This is a genomic window from Desulfosudis oleivorans Hxd3 (assembly GCF_000018405.1).
In the GTDB taxonomy this organism is placed as follows: Bacteria; Desulfobacterota; Desulfobacteria; order Desulfobacterales; family Desulfosudaceae; genus Desulfosudis; species Desulfosudis oleivorans.
The window spans coordinates 356,634-379,648 of record NC_009943.1 but is presented as its reverse complement, the minus strand read 5'-3'; the positions used below and the strand labels follow the sequence as shown (position 1 = coordinate 379,648).

Genomic DNA, 23,015 nt, shown 5'->3' with positions numbered 1-23,015 from the left:
GGATGAACGCAAAAAAAGCGGCAAAAGTTCGCGGTACTCTTTATTTTCTGAGCGCCATTTTGATGGTGGCGATGATCGCGGGATGCACTCCCTCCGCAGGGGTCCGGCAGGGCACCGAGGCTACGGCACCGGAAGCAACCTCTGACACCGGGCAATTGGCCAGACGTATTACCGGCATATCAGTCAAGGATACGCCGGATGCCGTGGTGGTCTCTATTCAGACCAATCACCTGGCAGACTATACGCTGGCGGAACCGCCCCTGGAGCAGGCCGTGGTGCTCTATTTTCCAGAGGCCGGCCTGGCCACGACCACGGCCGATCCGGCGGAACCCAACGATCTGGTGGGCACCGTTACCGCTGCGGAGCTGATTGCCGGGGGGCCTTCAAAGGTCGTTATTCCCATGCAGCAGCCCGGCCTGGCCTACGAGGCGATGCGGGGCCAGGACAACAGCCTGAATATTTTATTTAACAAGACGGCGGTTTCCCCGGCACCGGAAGCAGCCTGGGGACAGGAAGAGGCCGCGGAAACGGTTGCTGCGGCAGAAACAAAAGAGGATGCGTCTTCTGTTGTTGAGGACGCCACACCCGCGGCACCCGCCACCCTGATGGAAGACATCACGGTGACCGGCGATGCCGATGCCCTGGATATAACGATTCTGGCCGACGGCGCCATCACCGATCATAAACTGAGGATACTCAAGGCCCCGCCCCGTATCGTTTACGACCTGCCCGGCATTCGAAGCACCCATGCGGGCGAACAGCGCATTGCCGTGGATTCGGCCATTGCCGGCCGCGTGCGCCATTTTGCCCACCCCGACTACCTGCGGGTGGTAGTAGACTTAAAGGATGACCTGTATCTTGGCAAAGCCAGGGCTTACAGCTTAAGCAACGGCTTGCTGATTCACGTGGGGGAGAAAGAAACCCCGGCCCTGGCCGCGGCCCGAAAGACCGGACCGGTGACCACCGAAGCCCGGACCTCTGTTGCGGAGGCCGCTTCCGTTGAACCTGTTGACGCCTCCCCGGCGGTTGCACCGGCACCTGCGGAGCAAGAAGCCGAGCCGGCCCCCGCCGTGGCGGTCAAGCGCTCCGGCAAGCCGGCCATGGTCAACCGCATCGACTTTATGGAAGAGATGGACGGCCGGTCCGCCATTGAAATCGGCACCACCCGGCCGGTGGATTATGAGATGCTGACCATTTCCGGCAACCAGCTCTTTCTGAAGCTGGACAACACCGACATTCTCAGCTATCGTCAGCGGCCCCTTATCACCACCCGGTTTGAAAGCGCGGTGGACCTGATTTTGCCGGTACAGACAAAAAAAATGAAAGAACAACGGTTTTCCGCGGTCAACATCGACCTGCGGGAGGCGGTGCCCTACACCATAAAACAGATGGATAACACCATCCGCATTCTGTTTGAACCCTCTTCCGTTGCCCCGAACCCGGCAAAAGAGGTGGTGATTCCCACGGAACTGGCCATTGAGTCCCTGGTGACCGACACCGCCGGAGCGCCGGATATCGAGACAGCGGTCACGGAACCGGCCCCGGCATCTGAAGCGCCGGTGACGCCTCCGGAAACCGACGTACCGGCCCCGATTGGAACCGTTGCGGCGCCTGAAGCCGCGGTTCCCCAGACCGCGCCTGCTTTCGAGGCGCCCACCGGCATGCGTACCGAACCCGATGCACCGGCGCCATCCCTGTTCGGCAAAAAGAAAAACTTTACCGGCGAGCCCATTGCCCTGGATTTTTACAAAACCGACATTCGCAACGTGATTCGCATTCTCAAGGACGTAAGCGGCAAGAACTTTGCCATCGACGATGATGTGTCGGGCAGCGTAACCTTAAGTTTTGTCAACCCGGTCCCCTGGGACCAGGTGCTGGACCTGATTCTTGAGATGAACAATCTGGGTATGGTGGAGGCCGACGGCATCATTCGCATCGCCACCCAGGCCACCCTGGTGCAGCAGAAAGAGTCGGAAAAGGCGGCCCTGACAGCCCAGCAGGACATGAAAAAGGCCGAAGAGACCCTGGCCTCCCTGGTCACCGAGTATTTCTCCATCAGCTATGCCAACGCGGGTGAGGATATTCTGCCCCATATCGAGGGCCTGCTGTCGGACCGGGGCCATGCCAAGGTGGACAACCGCACCAACCAGGTGATCATGACCGATGTGGAAGAGAAGGTGGAAAAGGCAAGGGAGATCATCGCCAAGATCGACAAGGTGACCCCCCAGGTGATGATCAAGGCCCGGATCGTGGAGACCAGTTCCAGCTTCTCCAGGGAGTTCGGCACGGAGTGGGGTATTGACAACCGTTACAACAGCCCCAACATCAACATCGGCACCGACGGCGCCTACAGGGACGAGATGGGCGGCACCTACACCTATGATGTGGCCTTGAACAGCCTCTCCTCTCCGGTGCAGAACCTGATCGGCATCAACTTTGCCAGAATCATCGGCACTCCCTTTTCCCTGGATGCCAAGCTCTCCCTGATGGAGTCCACCGGCGACGTAAAGATCATCTCCACACCCAAGGTAGTGACCCTGGACAATAAAACCGCCACCATCTCCCAGGGCATCGACTATCCCTACACCGTGGTGGAAGATGGAGAGGCGGACGTCAAGTGGAAGACCATTGACCTCAACCTGGATGTGACGCCCCACGTGACCCCGGACGACCGAATCTCCATGAAGCTCAACATTCAGAAGAACGACGTGGGTGAGATCATCAACGGCGAGCAGTCTTTCAACACCAAACGGGCATCCACCGAGCTGCTGGTCAATGACGGCGACACCGTGGTAATCGGCGGCATCATCAAGGAACGGGAAGGCGCGGGTGAGCGGGGCGTGCCCTGGATCTCCAAGATTCCGGTGCTGGGCAACCTGTTCAAATACAAGACCCGGTCGGATGAAAAAAGCGAACTCCTGATTTTTATCACGCCCAATGTGGTGCGTCTGGATTAGGCGGATAACGAATGTTACGAAAAACAGGTACCGATGATATGACAGAAAACAAAAGGGAGCATGCCAAGATGAGAATACTGTTTTCCCATGGTATTAAATTGTGTGCGGTACTGGCGGTTCTGCTGCTGGTCGCGGCAGGGTGCAGCAGCAGCGGAGGGGAAACCGGAACCACACCGGTGGTACCCACAGGCTCAGACCCGGCCGCCGTTGCTCTTTCCGCAACGCCCGGCACTATTTCGGCAGGCGGAACCGCAACAATCACCGCCAGGGTGACCGACGAGGACAGCGCCATTGTAGTGGGGGCAACGGTTGTCTTTTCCGCTGAAAGCCTATACGGCACTATTACGGCTACAGCCGATACCGATGCCAGCGGCGTGGCCACAGCCACCTTCACCTCTTCCGGCCAGACCGGCACAACCACGATTGCCGCCTCTGTCGGCTCATCGGTGACCGGCTCCACCACCCTGACCATCACACCGGTGGCAGCTTATCTGTCTCTTTCCACATCCCAGACGTCGATTCTCACCGACGGAGTGGACGCGGCCGATATCACCGCCACCGTGCTTAATGCCAGCCGGGTGCCCATTGAAGGCATTGCCGTCAATTTCAGCGTGGCTGCCGGCCAGTTGAGCGTAGCCAATGTAATGACCGATGGCAGCGGTCAGGCGGAAACCAGCCTGACCTCCGGCACATATGACAAGACCAACCAGGTCGTCACGGTCACGGTTACCGCTCAGGACCTGATTGCCACCATTCCCATTCAGGTCACCGGTACCACGGTGTCCCTTAGTATTGACGAAACCGTTCTTGCCAGCGGTGGCACACAGTCCACACCCCTGACCGTCACGGTCAAGGACGGCGGCGGAACGGAAATTTCCGGCGCTGAGGTAACCCTGACCCAGAGCGGGTCCGGCACGGTCACTCTGACCCCTGCGTCCGGCACCACAGCAACCAATGGAACCCTTGCCATAACGGTCACCGGCCAGAACGCGGGCAGTGTCACCATCACGGCCACGGCCCTGGGCGCGTCCGCCAGTCAGGCTGTCACGGTCTCCGGCACCCCTTTTGAGATCACCAGTCCTGCGGCCAGCTCCGTGTCTCAGGAGACCGGCACCGCCCTGCCCATTACCGTGAGAAGCCCGGACAACCATGATGTTAAGTTTGTCACCACCATGGGAACATGGGACATCAACAACCAGGTATCCGCCACCCTTGCGGCGGGAACCGGTACTGTCACCAGCACCCTGAATGTCGGTATCAATGCCGGTATTGCCACTGTGCGGGTGGAGGATAACACGGACAGCTCCATCAGCGATACCCTTCAGGTGGCGATTTACGCGCCTTCCGATGAGGCGACCAGGCTGACTCTTCAGGTCTCACCTTCCACCATTGCCCCAAGTTCCGGGGGTGTCACCAATAATACCACGATCAAGGCAACCGTGAAAAACGGGGATGGACAGGTCGTGGGGGACGCGCCGGTGATTTTCACATTATTTCGGACCACCGGCGGAGGGGAATATATCTCGCCGCCTATCGTTTATACGTCTAGCAATCCCGAATCTGGAGTGCCTATCGGCGTGGCCACCACCGACTTTTATTCCGGCTCCCTGGTTTCCAATACCCAGGGCGTCTTATGTCTGGGGCGCATTGACGGTGCGGCAATCGCCGGTCCGGCCAAAGTATTTGATTTTGACCTGGCAACCGGAACCATCACCCGCAGCGACACCGGGGGCAGTTTTATTGCAGACGGTTTTAAGGAAGGCGATACGATCCGGGTTTCCGGGTCAGAGGAGAATGATGATACTTATACGATTACAACCGGAGGCTTGGCAGCCGGGTCTTTGACGGTCGATGACTCCTTGAAAGCCGATGAAAGCCCAGGGAACCCGGTTGTTATTGCCACGGCAGAGGACACCGACGTGGTCTCCGTGGTGATATCCGGAGAAGGCAGTTCAGTGGCCATCGGCGGGGCCACGGTGATCGAAGAGGTTGAGAACAACCCGGCCGCTTACAAATACCCCATGTCCGTGCTGGTCAACGACTCCGGCGGTAATGCCGTGCCCGGTGTCACGGTCACCCTGAGCCTCTGGCCCACAAAGTACGCCACAGGTTATACCGACCCGGATGCCGGGCCGATCATTACCGGCGAATTCTGGAATGAAGACCTGAATCGCAGCGATTCTCTGGATATCGGAGAAGACACCGACGGCAATACGTGGGGGGGTGTGTTTCCTCCAAGATATTTTGGTGTCCTTGGCGAGGGGGCCTACGACACCGCCCTTAACGGAATCATTGATCCGGCCAAATCGTGCGCAGGCGCCGTGCCGGTCACCGTGGTCACCGACGAAAACGGCTTGGCCCAGTTTGATCATGTGTATCTGAAAAATAATGCCGCCTGGGTCAAGGTGGAATACCGGGCCACGGCCCTGGTTTACGGCAGTGAGACCGTGTCGACCCTGAACATGTGGCTGCCCTTTATTGAAGACGAAAAGGCCAATCTTCCGAACTCTCCCTGGGGCCCGTACCCATAAAACCGACACCAAAGAATTTAAAAAAGGGGCTTTTACAAGCCCCTTTTTTTTTTGCATAAAGCCACCGGCCACAGAGAAGGCCTTTGCCTTTTTTTATCCACGCACCTTCTGTGTAAAGAAAAACCGGTTCACGCAGTGTCGTTTTCCTCGTTTTTTACCAGGACGTCGATGATTCTGGGAATATAGTCGTCGGCTTTGTCTGCCAAAAAGGTGCAGGCCCCGGCCCCGCGGTGGCCCCCGCCCTCAAATTGAGAAAGCATCTCCCCCACGTTGACATTGCACCCCCGGTTGAAGATGCTGTGGCCCACGCTGACAATGACCCGGCTTCGGTCTTCGGCCGGATGGCGAATTTTTACGCTGACCACGGCTTCGGGAAAAAGCGAATAGGCCAGAAACCGGTTACCCGTGGGTGCAACGTCCAAGGCCCGAAAGTCGGTGACCGCCACGTGGCCGTAAAGGGTGGTGTGTTTTTTAAGGTGGGCTGCCAGGTTCCGGTTGTCTTCAATGGTCTGCCGGCACCGGGCCTGGACCGCGTCATGGGCCATCACCCGGTCAATGGGCAGACGGCCCAGCAGATCCACCAGCAGGTTCCAGTAGGGCGCTTCAGACCAGTCGTGGTTGACAATGGTCATGGAGAGCAGGATATAGGGGTGATCTTCGGGCCGGGCCACCTCATCCGCGGACAAGTCCGCGGCATCAATCTTGTCGGCCTGGGCCACCAGTTCGGAAAAGTCCCGGCTCAGCCTCTCTTTGTAATACTCATACACCAGCCCGGCGGCGGACGGCGCCACCCGGAAAAGCCCTTCAAAGGGAACATCCACCCGGTTGGAGTGGTGGTGGTCGAACCAGAGGGAACAATTCTCATGAAACGGCAGGTTGGCGAGAATGTCGCCTTTTTTGATGCTCACCTCGTTTTTCTGAATCTGGCTGGGCTCCACCCAGGCAATGGGCGCCGTGATGTCGGCCACATCGTAAAGCAGGACCGCGCACACAATGCCGTCAAAGTCCGGGCGCGTCACAATTCGCATGGTTTATCCTTTATTGTCTATCAGTTATATAAAACAGGGCTTTTTTTGTGCCAGCCTAACAGCTATGGTCCTGTAATTCAATGTGTTTGTAGTGACGCCGTCAGGCGTTCTACGGCTGTCCAATCGCGATGCCCTTACGGGCACACTACAAACAGTTTCTTCGCTCCGCACCTCCCCCGGTTCGTAGTGACGCCGTCAGGCGTTCTATGGCTGTCCAATTGCGATGCCCTTACGGGCACACTACAAACATTTTCTTCGCTCCGCACTTTCCCCGGTTCGTAGTGACGCCGTCAGGCGTTCTACGGCTGTCCAGTTTCGATGCCCTTACGGGCACACTACAAACATTTTCTTCGCTCCGCACTTTCCCCGGTTTGTAGTGACGCCGTCAGGCGTTCTACGGCTGTCCAATCGCGATGCCCTTACGGGCACACTACAAACAGTTTCTTCGCTCCGCACTTTCCCCGGTTCGTAGTGACGCCGTCAGGCGTTCTTTGGCTGTCCAGTTGCGATGCCCTTACGGGCACACTACAAACAGTTTCTTTGCTCCGCACTTTCCCCGGTTCGTAGTGACGCCGTCAGGCGTTCTATGGCTGTCCAGTTTCGATGCCCTTACGGGCACACTACAAACAGTTTCTTCGCTCCGCACTTTCCCCGGTTTGTAGTGACGCCGTCAGGCGTTCTACGGCTGTCCAGTTTCGATGCCCTTACGGGCACACTACAAACAGTTTCTTCGCTCCGCACTTTCCCCGGTTCGTAGTGACGCCGTCAGGCGTTCTACGGCTGTCCAATCGCGATGCCCTTACGGGCACACTACAAACAGTTTCTTCGCTCCGCACTTTCCCCGGTTCGTAGTGACGCCGTCAGGCGTTCTACGGCTGTCCAATCGCGATGCCCTTACGGGCACACTACAAACAGTTTCTTCGCTCCGCACATCCCCCGGTTTGTAGTGACGCCGTCAGGCGTTCTATGGCTGTCCAGTTTCGATGCCCTTACGGGCACACTACAAACATTTTCTTCGCTCCGCACTTTCCCCGGTTTGTAGTGACGCCGTCAGGCGTTCTATGGCTGTCCAATTGCGATGCCCTTACGGGCACACTACAAACAGGCCTTTTCCCGCCTTCTTATTCATAAGGAACCACCCGGCCGTAGCTGCTGGCATCCGCCTACCATGTCTGGTAAAATATGAAACACTATTAAAATTCACCGCACACGGGTTCGATACCGATACCGATAGCGATCCCGATTTTGATTTCGATTTTGATTTCGATTTTGATGCGTGGAAAGGAGAGAATATCATGCTGGCAAAAATCATCATCAAGCGCCGTTTCAGACAAGGGGCCACAGACGAGATTCTGGCCCTGCTTCACGACCTGCGGTTTGCCGCCATGTCCCAGCCGGGGTATGTGTCCGGCGAGACCCTGATGCAGAACGATGACCCCCGAAAGCTGGTGGTCATCGGCACCTGGCAGGACATGGAAAGCTGGCACCGGTGGAAAAACAATCCCCGGCGCAACGAATTCGAGGTCATGCTCAATGTCTACCAGGAAGGGCCTACGGTCTACGAGGAGTACGTGCTGGGCACGGCCCTGCGCTGACCCCTGACATGGCGCTTGTCATGGGGCGGTTTCGGTTCGGTTGCGGCCGTTCTTCTTGGCCCTGTAAAGGGCCCGGTCCGCCGCCTTGATCACGGCGTCGGGGGTGGTGTGGCGTGACGACCGCTGGGCCAGGCCGATGCTGACCGTTACAGACACGCGCTTTCGCTTTCCCGGCGTTGCCTTTTCCGGGGCGCTGCCGTCTTTTTTCTTCCGGGCCGGGCTTCGAATGGTAAAGGCGGACCGGCTCACCGCGTTCCGGGCTGCTTCCGCCGCCGCTTTTCCCTGGGCCAGGGCTTTTCCCGGAAAAACAAGGGTAAACTCCTCCCCGCCGAACCGGTAGGCGTTTCCCCCGGCTCTTTTGAGGGCCGCGGCCACCTTTTTCAGCACCTCGTCGCCCACGTCATGGCCGTACCGGTCGTTAAACCGCTTGAAATGATCCACATCCACCATGGCAATGGTGTAGGTCCGACCCAGGGCCTGCAGCTTTTCATTCAGGGCCCTGCGGGACGGCAGGCCGGTCAGCTCGTCCCGGTAGGCAAAAAAGTGCCCGGTTTCCACCATGGAGACCAGCAGCACCACAATGGCCCCGGAGGCCGCCAGTTGAAGCACCACAGGGCCTTTCTGAAAGAGAAAACCGGCGGATACAATTGCTGTTGCCCAGAAAAAACCGTCCCGGGCCGGAGAGGGGTCACGCAGGTACATGACCAGGAGAAGCATCAGGGCCAGCAGGGCTGCAATCAGGGGAACCAGGGGAACATCCGGGAATCCTGAAAGCGCGCGGTGAAAAACAAACCGTGCCAGGCCGGGGTGATGGATGATGTCGGGAACCCTGCAGGCGGCCGCCGCGGCCGCGGGCACCAGGCCGATCCAGATCAGGCGGGAAAGCCCCCACATGTTGAGAAGGCCCCGCTCATGCCACCAGGCGAACAGAACGAAATGCAGCGGTGCCAGGACGGCTGCCGCATGATAATAAAACCGCTGTTGGGCCGTGGCGGACGAAAAAGTGGCCGGCACCAGAAGGGCCGCGGCCCCGGCCAGGCCGGCCAGCACAAGGACCGTGAAAAAATGGTTGCTTCTGCCCAGCCGCAGGGAAAAAAACAGGGCCGGCACCAGCGTGGCAATAAAAATCGTTTCGGAAAACCGTAAAACAGATTCACGGGTTCCGTCCGCCCACAGCAGTATGATGATTGCCAGGGCAATCATGCCGGAAGGGAAAAAAAGGCGTCCCAGCTTCTTCACGTTCACGCTCCTTGTTGACCGGGCCACACTTTACCAGCACAAGGCCGTTTTGCCCAGCCCCTATTTTCAGACCATCCGTCGGTTTTGCGCGCCTGTGTCACCCCTTTTTTGCCGGCTGCCTGCCTGTTTTTTCCATACTTGCCCTGAACCCTTCGGCCGGGTATAAAGAAATGACGGCAAAGTAAAAAGCCCAATTTCTGCGTTGCGCTGCACCCACTCGTCACTGCGGCGTACGACAAGTACGCCTCATTCCTCGGGATTTGCGACGCCTTGAACTTGAACTTTTTACTTTGCCGTCTTGGGAGTCAGGCAACAGACTATAACCATGACTTGACAAACAGCCGAAACGTTCGGTTTATGGATTGAAATTGAATATGATTCACCAGTAATTAAATTTACTTCCGAATAACAATAGCGCAGTAACAAAAACAGGAAACCAACAGGTATGAAACGGGTGGGCGTTATATCGGACACGCACGGGCTGCTGCGGGAATCGGCAGCCGCGGCCCTGCACGGGTGCGACATGATCCTTCATGCCGGCGACATCGGTCACCAGGGCATTGTCGACACGCTGGCATCCATTGCCCCGGTGGTGGCGGTGCGGGGCAACATGGACCGCGGTGAATGGGCCGACCGGCTCCCTGTCTTTGAAACCGTCACCGTGGCAGGCGCAGACATCTATATGCTGCACGACCTTCTGGCCCTGGACCTGGACCCGGCCGGGTATTTTGCCGTGGTGATCCACGGCCACACCCACGCGCCGTCCGGCACCACCAGAGACGGGGTCCTTTATTTCAATCCCGGCAGTGCCGGACCCCGGCGCTCCAGCCTGCCGGTGTCAGTGGGACTGCTGACCATTGATGACGCATCGGTAAAAGGGACGTGGGTGATGCTGGATGCCTGATAGGGACAGGATTGCGTCGCTGCGCAATGACCCCACTTCCGTCATTGCGAGGAGCAAAACGTTTTCCGTCATTGCGAGGAGCGTCAGCGACGAAGCAATCTCCTTCGTATATGAACAAGATTGCTTCGCTACGCTCGCAATGACGCGTGGTATGAACAAGATTGCGTCGCCTGCGGCTCGCAATGACACAAATATGTACGGGTTGCTTCGCTGCGCTTCCGCCGTCGCCAAAGGCTATGGCGGACAGGCGCAATGGCGTTTAAAATAAACGCTCTTTTAAGTTACAACCCTTTCAACCGGTCCACCTGCGGCTGGTAAGACTTGTCCAGCTTGATCGCTTTTTTGAAAAAGGCGTCCGCCCCCCGGCCGTCACCCGACTCCAGGGCGTCCACGCCCCGGGCAAAGAGCAATGCCGCCTCAATACTGCTTTTGGAGCTTGCCTGGGCTACCGCTTCCTTGGCCTGCATGGATCCGGCGATCTTTTGCGCCAGGTCCCGCTCAAGGGTAAAAAAATCGTCGGTCTTTCCGGTGATGGACTCGGCCATGATCAGCGCCCCGGTCTCCACCTCGACCATTCTCATGTCGATGCGGACATTTTTGCCCATCACCATAAAGGCCCCGAAACCAATGGCCTGGGCCCCGAGCATCTTGCCCATTTTCACGGCCGTGGACGCGTCAATGACCCCGGTCTGGCCAAGGGTGATCTCGTCAAGCAGGGCACGGATCTTTTCCCGCTCCACCAGCGTAAACGCTGCCTCGCTGTTGGCCAGCTCGGTCATCAGCATCACGGACAGGCCGCTTTTTAACGGGTCATAAGTCTCCGGGGTGGTGACGGAGTTATTTTCAAAGGGCAGAATGGCAAGGGTCCGATCCCCGTCCGGGGACGCGCCTGCCGGACCAACAGGCAGCACACACGCCATTACGAAAATGGCCGTCGCTACAAACAGAATCCGTTTTTTCAAGGCGGAATACCTTTCTTTATAAAATTAAAAACCCGTGACACAGCCCCGGTCGGGGCTATAGGGATCAGGCGGTTCCGATCCTGAAAAGGACCGGGACCGCCTGATCGTCAATATTTTAATGGCCGCCGCTGCCGCCGCTCAACGAGTCCTTCTTGGCCTTGTCTGCTGCCGCCTGGTCGTTTACCGCGGCGGCAAAACTGTTTTTCAGCGACTCGGGGGTCACCTGGCCCATACCCCCCGTGCCGGATGAGGAGTCGTCCGGGCAAGATTCGCGGCCCAGAAGGGCCAGCTCAAACTGGGGGTCAGCCTGAAGGGCCTTGTTGAAAAGCTCCAGGGCTGTTTTCCAGTCCGCCTGGTCCATGGCATCCAGGGCCTGACCATAGTAAAGCACCGCGTCGATGTTCTTTGTGTGGACCTTGCCGACAGCCGACTGCTCGGCCGGGGTGAGCTTGATGCCCTTCATCTCCGCCACACCGGCGGCAATGGCGCCGGGCAGCTGAAAAAAATTGTCCCTTTTTACGGTCAGGGCCGCGTTGCCGATCACCTTGCGTCTCGTGGTGGAAGCCAGGGCCGTGTCCGTGCGAATGTCTTTGGACAGGGTGCCCACGATCAGGTGTTCCGCACCCACCAGCCGGCCCAGGCGCGGCGCGGTTTTTGAATCCACAATACCGGTCCGACCCAGGGCCATCTCCTCCATCAGGGCCTGAAGGCGAAGCCTTTCAACCACCTGAATGGAATTGATATGTGAAAGATTGCTGATGGTCATGGCGGCCAGAGCCTTCTGAAAGGCCGCCATATTCTTGCCGGGGGTTTTGTCTTCATAATAAAACACGGCATAGGTCTCCACAGGGGGCTTTACCGTGGCCAGTTTTTTTTCTGATGCCACCGCCTCTTTGGCAAGCTTCTTGTTGTAGTCGATTTTCAGCAGGGTGATCTGCTTACCCACCGCTTTTTCCAGCAGGGGCCGCGAGGGATCTTCAAAGCTTTCAAAGGTGGCAATGGCGTTTTCATAATCGGCTTTTGCCACATAGGCCACACCCAGAAACAGGATGGCTTCCGGGTCGCCGGGATTCATTTCCAGGGCCTTCTTGAGCGTGGCCACCGACTTGTCCAGTTCGCCTTTTTCAAGATAGGCCCGGCCCAGCATGTAGGTGGCCTGGAACGAATCGGGTTTCTGCTCCAGGTAGGCGGTGAAATCGGCAATAGCGCCGTCATAGTCCTTTGTCTGGAACTTGTAGTCCCCCTTCACATAAAGGGAGCATCCGGCAAAACCGGCCAGCAGAAAGCCGACCAGGCACAGGCATGTCAGTATTCGTTTCATGAGCGGGTTTCCTTTCTTCTTAATGTTCGATTATATTGTTTATTAATGATGTTATGCCATGACTGACAGAACGTATCGGCGTGTCTCTTTCAAGGTCCGGTTATAATACCGTTTCAGGCCATGGTTGTCAAACATCAATGCCGGTGATCAACCGTGCCGGAGCGGTTGACACGGGCCCGCCGCTGCGACTATGCTTGATGGACTTTTTACGGGTTTATCATGCTTGTATGGCAGCAGCAATCAGGTCGCTTTTTAAATGCAGGAACAAAATGAATAAAAACAGGTTGCAACGGTTTCTGTTCCCGGCCCTCTCCCGGCGGTATATGCTCCGCGTCGTTCTGGTGGCGGCCGGCGCGTTCCTGTTTTTCGGATATGTGTGCATACCGTTTCGCATTCAGGGCCACAGCATGGCCCCCACTTATGAAAACGGGGCCGTCAACTTCTGTTTTGCCCTGCGCTACCTGTTTTCCGACCCCAGCCCCCCGGACGTGGTGGCGGTGCGGCTGGCCGGCACCCGGGTGATGCTGTTAAAACGGGTGGTGGCAACGAAAGGCCAGGCCGTGGCGTTCCGTAACGGTTTTCTTTTCGTGGATGGGCGAAAGGTGGCCGAGCCCTATGTGGAGAAAAAAAGCGACTGGAGCCTCCCTTCACGCACCGTGAAGCCCGGCCATGTTTATGTGGTGGGGGACAACCGGAGTGTTCCCATTGAAAACCACCAGTTCGGCCAGACGCCGACAACCCGAATTGTGGGGGTGCCGTTATGGTAAAAAGAAAGTATTGGATCGCGGCCCTGGTGCTGGCCGGGGCCGGCATCGGCCTGGCCCTGGTGCTGGTGGACTGGGAGGCCAGGGCCGTCAAAAAGCGAATGACCGCCATTGAAAAAGAGCTGCAATGGGCCCCGGAGGACAACGACCTGGTGGTGGCGGCCCGGATCAAGCGGGTGGGCGCCATGGTGACCGACCCCTGCCGGATCGACATGCCCACCTATCAGGTCGCCCGGTCCTTTTCGCAAAAGGATGTGGCCCCTTACCTGATGATGGCCCGCAGGCGGTACACTCAGGTGGCCGTTGCGTTTCACGACATGTCGGTTGAATTTTCCGGGGCCGGCACGGCCCGGGTGGTGGCCACCGCCCGTGTCCGGGCCGTTGCCTCGGACGGGCTGCGGGACGATGAGGTGATGGAAATCGCCCTTGTACTGCAAAACAGGGAAAAACAGTGGTATATCACATCGGTTGAAGAGCAGGTGGTGCTGGAGAGATAAAGCCGCTCAATGGGTTGACGGCTTCGTAAAAAGTCCAATTTCTGCGTTGCGCTGCACCCCTCGTCACTGCGGCGTACGACAAGTACGCCTCATTCCTCGGGATTTGCGACGCCTTGAACTTGAACTTTTTACTTTGCCGTCTTGTTCCTGACTTTTTACGATGGCATCAATCAGTTGGCAGCTTTGCAAAAATCCCTGCCCCGTTTCCGGTATCACATCTGTCATGAGGGCACGAAAAAGGTTTCCAATCCAGTCCCGCCAAGGCTGGATTTCGCAAGATCAAGGAAAACAAGGGGTTCAGCGGAGGCGTACTGTTGTACGCCGCACAATGAAGCCCGCAGTTTGACGCAGAGATTGCGGAAAAAGGCCATTTATGGATGGAAACTAAGCAAAATTCAGAATCATACTGTCATTTGGAACAAACATGGCGTGGGCCAGGCCGCTTTCCCTGGCAAGATACCCCGGTGTGGCCACGCCTGAATCAAACTGGGCATAATCCACAAAGGTCCGGCCGTCGACACGCACCTTCATTCCGGCGGCCGGGGCCTTTAACGGCACAATGGCGGTGGCCGCCCCGAGATTGTCGGGAAGGCCGGAAAGGCCCATGATTTCTGCCTGCTTTCCGATATTGATCTCCAGGTAGTGACGGGCACGGGGATCAATTCGGTCTTTGTATGTGTCACCGATGGTGGTAAGAATGGTATCAATGGATGCGTTCATTTTTCATCCTCCTTCAAAACGGTTGTTTGTATGGTCGCCCGGATCAAGTGAAAACGGCTTCCGGGAAGTTTGACGTGTTAAAAAGATAAGGCCTTGGTCTGGAAACGCAAGCATGGCTCGGTTAATATATTGAAAAAACAAGAGATAAAAATAGATTCAGCGCCGGCAAAGCCGTTTGATTTCTGGAGCGACCACTCCAGAACTTTTCTTGAAATGGCCTTTGACATGACCCGCCGGGGAAAAATGGCCCATTCGGACGGACATGGCGCAAAAACCGGGGAGTGCGGGGATACGGTTGAAATGTTTATCAAAAAAGGAACTGACAGCATCATCGAACAGGTGTTGTTCGACATTCGCGGATGCCGCAACACCCATGCTTCCGCCAATGCCGTGGCCGTTCTGGCTGAAGGCAAAAAGATCGAAGCGGCCTGGGAGATCACCCCGGAAGCCGTTATCGACCTTCTTGAGACCCTGCCACCGGACCATTTTCACTGCGCCGAGCTGGCGGTGGGGGCCTTTTACCTGGCCCTGGCCGACTGTCGGAATCAACACGAATCGTAAAAAAAACAGTGCCCGCCTGAAGCGCTTGAGACTTCAGGCGGGCACTGTTCATACCCGGCTTCAAAAGCGTACGGATTTTAAAGTGTCATTGCGGGCGAAGCGAAGCAATCTTGCCCATATGCGAAGGGGATTGCTTCGTCGCTTTGCTCCTCAATGACCGCGTATGTGGATTAATGCAGCCCCTTTTGAATTGGTTCTACCATCCAATCGTCAAATAGTCGTGAATGGAGTCGGCGGCCACGCGGCCGGCACCCATGGCCAGAATGACCGTTGCCGATCCGGTGACGATGTCACCCCCGGCCCAGACCCCTTTCCGGGTGGTTTTGCCGGTTTTTTCATCGGCCACGACATAGCCCCATTTGTTTAATTCCAGCCCTTCGGTGGATTGGGTCAGCAGGGGGTTGGCACCGGCGCCGATGGCGATGATCACCAGGTCGCAGTCAATGCGGAACTCCGACCCCTTGATCTCAACGGGCCGGCGGCGGCCCGACGCGTCCGGCTCGCCCAGCTCCATCTGCAGGGCCTCCATGCCGATGACCCGGCCGTTGTCGTCGCCGAAAAACTGTGTGGGGTTGGTCAGCAGCTTGAACTGGACCCCTTCTTCTTCGGCATGGTGAACTTCCGCGGCCCGGGCCGGCAGTTCGGTCTTGGACCGGCGGTATACAATGTAGGAGTTTTCCGCACCCAGGCGCAGGGCTGTGCGCGCCGCGTCCATGGCCACATTGCCCCCGCCCACGGTGACCACGTTTTTGCCCCGGATCACCGGCGTGTCATATTCGGGGAACCGGTAAGCCTTCATCAGGTTGGTGCGGGTCAGGTATTCGTTGGCGGAGAACACGCCGGCAAAGTTTTCGCCGGGCACGTTCAGAAACATGGGCAGGCCGGCGCCCACACCCAGAAACACCGCGTCATAGCCCTGCTCGAACAGTTCGTCCACGGTGACGCTGCGGCCCACCACCACGTTGGTCTCCACCTTGCCGCCCAGGGTCTCAAGACCGTCCACTTCGGAGAACACAATCTCTTTGGGCAGCCGGAACTCGGGAATGCCGTACACCAGGACACCGCCGGGCCGGTGAAACGCTTCAAAAATGGTGACATCATGGCCCTTTAACAGCAGATCCCCGGCAACGGTCAGGCCGGAGGGGCCGGAGCCCACCACCGCCACTTTCTTGCCCGTGGCAGGGGCCCTTTCCGGAACCGGGGCCTTGCGGTTGGCCCGCTCGTGATCCGCGGCAAACCGCTCCAGGTTGCCGATGGCCACGGGGTCGCCTTTTTTGCCGAGAATGCACTTTCCTTCGCACTGGGCCTCCTGGGGACAGACCCGGCCGCATACAGCGGGCAGGCCGTTTCGCTCCCAGATTTTGCTGATGGCGCCGGTAAAGTCGTTGTCTTTAACCAACCGAATAAACCCGGGAATGTCCACCCGTACCGGGCACCCTTCCACACAGGCCGGGCTCTTGCACTGAATGCACCGGGAGGCCTCGGCCACAGCCGCTTCCGGGGAGAGTCCCAGGGGCACTTCGTCAAAGTTTTTCGCCCGTACTTTGGGCGGCTGCTCCGGCATGGGCTGCCGGGGCGTTTTCTCTTTTTTTTCTGTATCTGCCATGGTGATTCCCCCGTTATCCTTGCTTTGCTTTATTCAAAAAACAGGCGTGGCTCTCTTTTTCGTCCGCCGTATAGGCCCGCAGCCGCAACGCCAGCTCGTCAAAATCCACCTGGTGGCCGTCAAATTCCGGGCCGTCCACACAGGCAAACTTGGTCTCGCCGCCCACCGACACCCGGCACCCGCCGCACATGCCGGTACCGTCCACCATGATGGGATTCAGGCTCACCATGGTCTTGACCCCGAACTCCTTTGTCAGGTTGGAGCAGGCCTTCATCATGGGCACCGGCCCGATGGCCACCACCAGCTTGATATCGTTGTTCTCTGTGAGAATGCTCTTCAGCACGTCAGTGACAAACCCGTGGTGCCCGTAAGAACCGTCGTCGGTGCAGACCCGCAGGTCGGAGGACGCCGCCTTCATCTGCTCTTCCAAAATCAGCAGATCCTTGTTGCGCGCCCCGATGACGCAGAACACATGGTTGCCCGCCTCTTTTAACGCCCGGGTGATGGGATGAAGCACGGCCACGCCGGTGCCGCCGCCCACGCAGATCACCTTGCCCAGCTTTTCAATGTGGGTGGGGGCCCCCAGGGGACCGATCACGTCCATGTAGGCGTCCCCCTCTTTAAGCGTGGCAAACAGGGCCGTGCTCTTGCCCACGATCATGAAAATAATGGTGATGGTGCCCTTTTCCGGGTCGGTGTCGGCCATGGTCAGGGGAATCCGCTCTCCGGTCTCGTTGGCCTTGAGAATCACAAACTGTCCCGGCTTTGCCTTGGCCGCGATCAGGGGGGCCTCGATCTCGTTGAGCACCACCGTGCCCTGGGCCATCTCCTGTCGTTTTACGATTTTAAACATGGTATGCCTCCTTTGCGAAAACACATTACATCCATACCGCTTTCTTCCCGCATTTATTTTTGTTTCCACCGGCAAAAACACCTGAATTCCACCGATGGCAAACCCGTTTTACCTGTGGTATGAAAGAACAGTCTATAGCACACATGACATGACAAAAAAAGAAATTCCGGAAAGGACGTCATGATACAACTGTTTGACAGCCACTGCCACCTGGACGACCGGTCTTATGCCGACGACCTGGACAAGGTGCTGGACCGGGCGCATGTGGCCGGAGTGGCGGCGGCCATGGTGGTGGGCACCACCCTGGAAAGCTCAAACCGGGCCGCGGCACTGGCAGCGCAGCACGAGGGCCTGTTTGCCTCGGTGGGGGTCCACCCCCACGACGCGGCCCGGTGCACCGAACACCAGATCAAAAGCCTGGGCCGCATCGCCGCGGAAAACCCCAAAGTCCGGGCCTGGGGTGAAACCGGCCTGGATTTTAACCGCATGTACTCCCCTGAAGGCGACCAGGAAAAATGGTTCGAGCGGCAGATCGCGGCGGCGCAAAAAGCCGGGCTTGCCATGATCTTTCATGAACGGGACTCACAGGGGCGGTTTCTTCAGCTGCTCAAGTCCTGTTTTTCGAACACGCAAAAAGGGGTGGTCCACTGCTTTTCCGGCACCCGGGCCGAGCTGTCCGCCTACCTGGACCTGGGCCTCTATATCGGCATCACCGGCGTGCTGACCCACAAGACCCGGGGCCAGGACCTGCGGGACATGATGGGCCACATTCCGGACAGCCGAATTCTCATCGAAACCGACGCGCCCTACCTCACCCCGGCGCCGGAGCGCAACCGTTTCCGGCGCAATGAACCCGCCTTTGTAAAAAGCGTGTTTGACACCCTTGCCGCCATTAAAAATCGGGACCCCGCTGACCTGGCCGCCGTGCTGTGGAACAACACCTGCCGTCTGTTTGACATTTAACCCCCCCCCAACCCGGCACCTGCCCATGGCGCCGATTCATCTGGCCTTCTGTTGCAACCCATGTTATACTGACAAGCTAATGTATCGGGATATATGAAAAAACCAACCAAAAAATGAAGGAGGGCAAATGGCCATCAAGGATTATAAAAATATTCATGAAATGCTCAAGGAGACGATTGACGCCCGCGCCGACCAGACCGCCTACCGGTGGTTCCGTGAGGCCGGTGTGACGGACTCAATCACCTGGGCCGGGTTTTACGACCAGGTCCGGCAGGCGGCCAAAAGCCTTATTGCCCTGGATGTAAACAAACAGGACAAGGTCAACATTCTCAGCTACACCTGTTATCAGTGGGTGCTGTGCGACATGGCCATTGCCTCCTGCAACGGGGTCACCGTGGGCATCTACCAGTCCAACCTGCCCCATGACTGCAAATACATCATCAACCATTCGGACGCGGTGGTGATCTTTGCCGAGGACCAGAAACAACTCGATAAGCTGCTCTCCATTCGGGCCGATATTCCCAACATTCGTAAGGTGATCCTGTTTAAAGGCAAGGGGACCGGAGATGGCTGGGCCATCAGCTTTGACGAGTTCCTGGCCCTGGGAAAGGATGTGGCCGACGAAAAACTCAAGGAACGCATTGACGCGGCCGGCCCGTCGGACCCGGCCGCCATTGTCTACACATCCGGCACCACCGGCGTTCCCAAGGGCGCCGTGCTGACCCACGACAACCTCACCTTCACGGCCCAGTCAGCCAGGGAGTGCGCCGATATTCACGAAGGAGACAACACCTTCCTGTTTCTCCCCCTGGCCCACGTGTTTGCCCGGCTCTGCGTCTACTTCTCCGTGCTGACCGGAACCTGCACCACCTTTGCCCGCAGCATCGACACCCTGGTGGACGACCTGAAGGCATCCGAGCCCGACTGGTTTGCCAGCGTGCCCCGCATCTATGAAAAAGTTTACGCCAAGGTGATCAGCGGCGCCGAAGCCAAGGGCGGCCTGGCCCTGAAAATTTTCCGGTGGGCCTGCACCGTGGGCAACGAGATCAGTGACCGCCGGCTCAACAAACAACCCATTCCCGCGGGAACGGCCTTTAAATACAAGATCGCCACCAAGCTGGTGTTCTCCAAGCTTCAGGCGGCCCTGGGCGGCCGGGTACGGTGGTGCATCAGCGGCGCCGCACCGCTGAACCCCGATATCGCCAAGTTTTTTCATGCCGCCGATGTGCTGATCCTGGAAGGCCTCGGCATGAGTGAAAACACCTCCTTTACCAACGTCAACCGGGTGGACAACTACCGGTTTGGCTGGGTGGGCCAGCCCGGCCCCGGCATTGAGCAGAAGATCGCCGAAGACGGAGAAGTCCTGTTTCGCGGCCGAAACGTCATGAAAGAGTACTACAAGATGCCCGAGGAGACGGCCAAAACCATTGCCCCGGACGGCTGGCAATCCACCGGCGACCTGGGCGAGATCGACGACCAGGGATTTTTGCAGATCACCGGACGGAAAAAGGACCTGATCATCACCGCCGGCGGCAAGAACATCGCGCCTTCGGCCATCGAAGGGGTGATCGCCACCTCCAAGTATATCGCCCAGGTCACGGTGATCGGGGACCGGCGAAAATACCTGACCGCGCTGGTGGTGATGGACCCGGAAACCGTGGCTGAATACGCACAGAGCAACAACATTGCCTTTACCGACATCAACGACCTGGGTCAGAAACCCGAGATTCTCAAGCTGATCGAGACCGAGGTGGCGGAAAAGAACAAGGCCTTTGCCTCGTTTGAAAACATCAAAAAGGTGACCATCGTGCCGGAGTTCACCATTGACAACGGCCTGATCACCCCCACCTTCAAGATCAAGCGCAACGTGGTTATGGAGCGGTTTGCCGAAAAGATCGACGCCATGTATCCCAAGGACTGATACACAGCAACGCTTCCAAGAGAAAAGAGCCCGGACAGGAACCTGCTGTTCGGGCTCTTGTTTTTCGCACCTTTACCGCCTCTAATCGAAATCGGGATCGCTATCGGGATCGAAATCGAAAATTTGCTTTTCCGCTTTTTGTCACTCCGGGCACCGCCCCGGGGTCCAGTTAAAATTGGTTTTTCTAGCACATTTATCAGTGTACTTTTCTTGGCGGCAAGAAAAGTACCAAAAGAACCGGCCCGTGCAGCTTGGCCTTCGGCTTCCCTCGCGCAAACACTTTTTTCGGCGCGGGCAGGAACTCGCCCGCTTCGCGGTGCTCAAACAGCCTGCCCGCTTTTTCCCGAAAAAAGCCTTTGCGCTCGGCTGCGCTGCAATGGGCAGGGCCTGCTGTTGATGCCCTGACGTGGTGTATAAAAAGAGTTGTTTCTCCAGAGACAATCGTAATCCGGGATATTCGGTTCGGTGCATGTCCGTCCTGACGCACGCCGCTATCGGGGCGCCATCTTTTCCAGCCGGCACAAAAGGGACTTTATGGGCACCGACGCGGTCACCGGGCACAGGGGCTCGTCATTGGTCACCATGTTGATGTTGAGCCGGCGCCATCCATCCGCCACCCCGTACCAGAAGCCGTGGGGTGCGTGCACCACCCGGGGGTCAATGTCCGCAAAAAGGCGAATTTTAATTTCCACCTTTGCCCGGGGCGTGGCCAGATAAACCCATTCCCCCTCGGAAACCCCCAGGTCGGCGGCCGTGTCCGGATGAATCTGAAGCTCCGGGTCCGGTGCCTTTTTTCGCAGGGAGGGAATGTTCCGGTGGGAGGAGTGGTAATAAACGATATTGCGGCCCCCGGTGGTCAGGATCAGCGGATATTCCCTGTAAAGATCGGGCCGGCTGACCGGTCCTTCGTCGGGCTCACGGAACACCGGCAGGGGCGCGATGCCCAGCCCGGTCAGGTATTCAGCGTAAAGCTCCACCTTGCCCGACGGGGTCCGGAACCGCCCGGTCTTTTCGTATCGCTTATATTCGACGGGATTGGCGAACACACCGGTCTTCTTAAATTCCGCAAAGGTCATGCTCACCGGCTCCAGCCGGTAGTCCAGAATTTCGGTAACCGACTTCCAGTATTCTGTAAGCCCCATTTTTTGCGCCAGGCCGATGAGGATCTCCTTTTCATCCCGGCATTCCGGCACCGGCTCCACCGCCTTTGGCTGGCAGAAAAGATGGTTTTTCATCAGCAGGTCTTCCACGTCGTCCCGCTCGCTCCAGTGGGCCGGGGGCAGGATCACATCGGCCAGCTCGGTGGTGGGGGTGTGAAAATAGTCCACGCAAAAAAGAAAGTCCAGGCGCTGGAGCACCGAGCGTACCCTGGCCGAATGGGGATAAGCGCACACGCTGTTGTTGGCAAACAGGCCCAGGGCCCTGACCGGATAGGGTTTGCCGTCTGTGATGGCCGGCCACACCGCCTGGGGCGGGCAGGGAATGGGCACCAGCCCGAACAGGGGATAGGTGTCGGCGCCCAGCTTCTTGGCGGCCTGGTCCGGGGGGAGGTTTCTGGGCGCGTCATAGTCGGAACCGTAGCAGCTGCGTTTGCGGGTGGGCGGCGTGCAGTTGAGGTTGCCGCCGGGCACCTCCAGATTACCGGTGATGGCGGCCAGGATGGTCAGGCCCCGGGTCAGGTCAAAGGCGTCGTTGGCCTGGCACACGCCGCCCATGCCCGGTCCCACCACCGACGGCCGGGCAGTGGCAAACACCGTGGCCGCAGTTTTGATCTGACCGGCCGGCACCCAGGTGATGGATTCAACCTTTTCCGGGGCAAAGTCGGCCACATACTCCCGAAGCCGGTCAAACCCGGATGTCCACTGCTCCACAAAAGCCTTGTCGTAAAGCCCGTTTTCAATAATCACGTGAATAAAAGAGAGCACCAGGGCCACGTCCGTGCCGGGCCGCAGCCGCAGCCAGTGATCGGCTTTTTTGGCAAACCGGGTGCCTCTGGGGTCAACCACAATCAGCGTGGCCCCTTTTTTCAGGCCCTGGTTGATATCGTAAAGGTAGAGCCCGGGCCAGGAGTTTTCCGGGTTGTGGGCCCACAGCAGCATGCACCGGGTGTTGGCGTAATCCGGGTCCACCAGGCCGAAGCCGGTGGTGGTGGCGCTGCCCAGGGCCAGGGGGCCGCCGCTCATGTTGGAGGGGGCCATGAAGTTGGGGGACCCGAACAGGGCCAGAAACCGGTTGATGTAAGGCGCCATGCCCCGGGTGGTGCCGGAGCCGAACACCACGGACTCGGCCCCCCACTGCTCCCGGCTTGCCAGCAGCCGCTCGGCGACCAGGCCCAGGGCATCATCCCAGGAGGCCTTTTCAAAACGCGTTCCCTGCCGTTCCCCCACCTTGATCAGGGGCGTGGTGATCCGGTCCGGGTGGTAGATGATCTCCATGCAGGCCCGGCCCTTGGGGCAACTGTAACCGTGGCTGTGAGGATGGTCCTTGTCTCCATGGACGGCCGTCACCCGGCCGCCCTCCACCTCAAGCACCAGGCCGCAGCGGGAGTGACACTCAAAACAGATGGTTTTAACCTTTGTGGTTGCCATGGCCA

Annotated in this window: 17 protein-coding genes; 9 read left to right on the top strand and 8 right to left on the bottom strand. The window is 58.1% G+C overall.

Annotation, left to right across the window (positions count from 1 at the left end; genetic code table 11):
• Positions 1-2 precede the first annotated feature (2 nt).
• Together pilQ and DOLE_RS01655 are read left to right on the top strand one after the other, a co-directional pair.
• Positions 3-2,957, top strand: a complete 2,955-nt coding sequence (gene pilQ, locus DOLE_RS16935; protein WP_167320827.1) for a type IV pilus secretin PilQ — start codon at positions 3-5, stop codon at positions 2,955-2,957.
• A 38-nt stretch (positions 2,958-2,995) separates the two neighbouring features.
• Positions 2,996-5,488 (top strand): beta strand repeat-containing protein, encoded by a 2,493-nt coding sequence (locus tag DOLE_RS01655; RefSeq protein WP_012173757.1) that lies wholly within the window; start codon positions 2,996-2,998, stop codon positions 5,486-5,488.
• Between the two features lie 128 nt (positions 5,489-5,616).
• On the opposite strand, the gene DOLE_RS01650 is transcribed toward DOLE_RS01655, so the two are convergent.
• The gene (locus DOLE_RS01650; RefSeq protein ID WP_012173756.1) at positions 5,617-6,516 is read right to left on the bottom strand and encodes an exopolyphosphatase; all 900 of its coding nucleotides are present in this window, start codon (positions 6,514-6,516) and stop codon (positions 5,617-5,619) included.
• Positions 6,517-7,811: 1,295 nt separating this feature from the next.
• Here DOLE_RS01650 and DOLE_RS18365 point away from each other — a divergent pair.
• Positions 7,812-8,111, top strand: a complete 300-nt coding sequence (locus DOLE_RS18365) for an antibiotic biosynthesis monooxygenase family protein (RefSeq protein WP_052294229.1) — start codon at positions 7,812-7,814, stop codon at positions 8,109-8,111.
• Positions 8,112-8,129: 18 nt separating this feature from the next.
• Here the strand turns inward: DOLE_RS18365 and DOLE_RS01640 are convergent, their stop codons facing one another.
• The gene (locus DOLE_RS01640; RefSeq protein WP_052294228.1) at positions 8,130-9,350 is read right to left on the bottom strand and encodes a GGDEF domain-containing protein; all 1,221 of its coding nucleotides are present in this window, start codon (positions 9,348-9,350) and stop codon (positions 8,130-8,132) included.
• A 445-nt stretch (positions 9,351-9,795) separates the two neighbouring features.
• Between DOLE_RS01640 and DOLE_RS01635 the strand changes: the two genes are divergently transcribed.
• Positions 9,796-10,254, top strand: a complete 459-nt coding sequence (locus DOLE_RS01635) for a metallophosphoesterase family protein (protein ID WP_012173753.1) — start codon at positions 9,796-9,798, stop codon at positions 10,252-10,254.
• Between the two features lie 281 nt (positions 10,255-10,535).
• Here DOLE_RS01635 and DOLE_RS01625 read toward each other — a convergent pair whose 3' ends face one another.
• Positions 10,536-11,216: a CsgG/HfaB family protein gene (locus tag DOLE_RS01625; protein WP_041280291.1), complete on the bottom strand. Its 681-nt coding sequence runs from the start codon at positions 11,214-11,216 to the stop codon at positions 10,536-10,538.
• A 115-nt stretch (positions 11,217-11,331) separates the two neighbouring features.
• Complete coding sequence (locus tag DOLE_RS01620; RefSeq protein ID WP_012173751.1) at positions 11,332-12,537, bottom strand: tetratricopeptide repeat protein; 1,206 nt, start codon at positions 12,535-12,537, stop codon at positions 11,332-11,334.
• 269 nt (positions 12,538-12,806) lie between these two features.
• Between DOLE_RS01620 and lepB the strand changes: the two genes are divergently transcribed.
• Positions 12,807-13,304: a signal peptidase I gene (gene lepB, locus DOLE_RS01615; RefSeq protein WP_012173750.1), complete on the top strand. Its 498-nt coding sequence runs from the start codon at positions 12,807-12,809 to the stop codon at positions 13,302-13,304.
• Entirely contained in the window at positions 13,298-13,798 is a 501-nt protein-coding gene (locus DOLE_RS01610; RefSeq protein WP_012173749.1) for a hypothetical protein, read from the top strand. The genes lepB and DOLE_RS01610 overlap by 7 nt, the downstream gene beginning before the upstream one ends.
• Positions 13,799-14,182: 384 nt before the next feature.
• Here DOLE_RS01610 and DOLE_RS01605 read toward each other — a convergent pair whose 3' ends face one another.
• A complete protein-coding gene (locus tag DOLE_RS01605) occupies positions 14,183-14,518 on the bottom strand; it encodes a hypothetical protein (RefSeq protein WP_012173748.1) in 336 nt (111 codons plus the stop codon).
• A 129-nt stretch (positions 14,519-14,647) separates the two neighbouring features.
• Here DOLE_RS01605 and DOLE_RS01600 point away from each other — a divergent pair, with 129 nt between their 5' ends.
• A complete protein-coding gene (locus tag DOLE_RS01600) occupies positions 14,648-15,079 on the top strand; it encodes an iron-sulfur cluster assembly scaffold protein (protein ID WP_232362722.1) in 432 nt (143 codons plus the stop codon).
• 196 nt (positions 15,080-15,275) lie between these two features.
• On the opposite strand, the gene gltA is transcribed toward DOLE_RS01600, so the two are convergent.
• Positions 15,276-16,685: an NADPH-dependent glutamate synthase gene (gene gltA, locus DOLE_RS01595; protein ID WP_012173746.1), complete on the bottom strand. Its 1,410-nt coding sequence runs from the start codon at positions 16,683-16,685 to the stop codon at positions 15,276-15,278.
• Between the two features lie 13 nt (positions 16,686-16,698).
• The gene (locus DOLE_RS01590; RefSeq protein ID WP_012173745.1) at positions 16,699-17,538 is read right to left on the bottom strand and encodes a sulfide/dihydroorotate dehydrogenase-like FAD/NAD-binding protein; all 840 of its coding nucleotides are present in this window, start codon (positions 17,536-17,538) and stop codon (positions 16,699-16,701) included.
• A gap of 180 nt (positions 17,539-17,718) precedes the next feature.
• On the opposite strand from DOLE_RS01590, the gene DOLE_RS01585 reads away from it, so the two are divergent.
• Positions 17,719-18,501, top strand: coding sequence for a TatD family hydrolase (locus DOLE_RS01585; RefSeq protein ID WP_012173744.1), 783 nt, complete (start codon positions 17,719-17,721; stop codon positions 18,499-18,501).
• 127 nt (positions 18,502-18,628) lie between these two features.
• Positions 18,629-20,422 carry an AMP-dependent synthetase/ligase gene (locus DOLE_RS01580; RefSeq protein ID WP_012173743.1) on the top strand — a complete coding sequence of 598 codons (1,794 nt, stop codon included), beginning with the start codon at positions 18,629-18,631 and terminating at the stop codon, positions 20,420-20,422.
• A 491-nt stretch (positions 20,423-20,913) separates the two neighbouring features.
• Here the strand turns inward: DOLE_RS01580 and DOLE_RS01575 are convergent, their stop codons facing one another.
• The gene (locus DOLE_RS01575; RefSeq protein ID WP_012173742.1) at positions 20,914-23,010 is read right to left on the bottom strand and encodes a molybdopterin-containing oxidoreductase family protein; all 2,097 of its coding nucleotides are present in this window, start codon (positions 23,008-23,010) and stop codon (positions 20,914-20,916) included.
• Between the last annotated feature and the right edge of the window lie 5 nt (positions 23,011-23,015).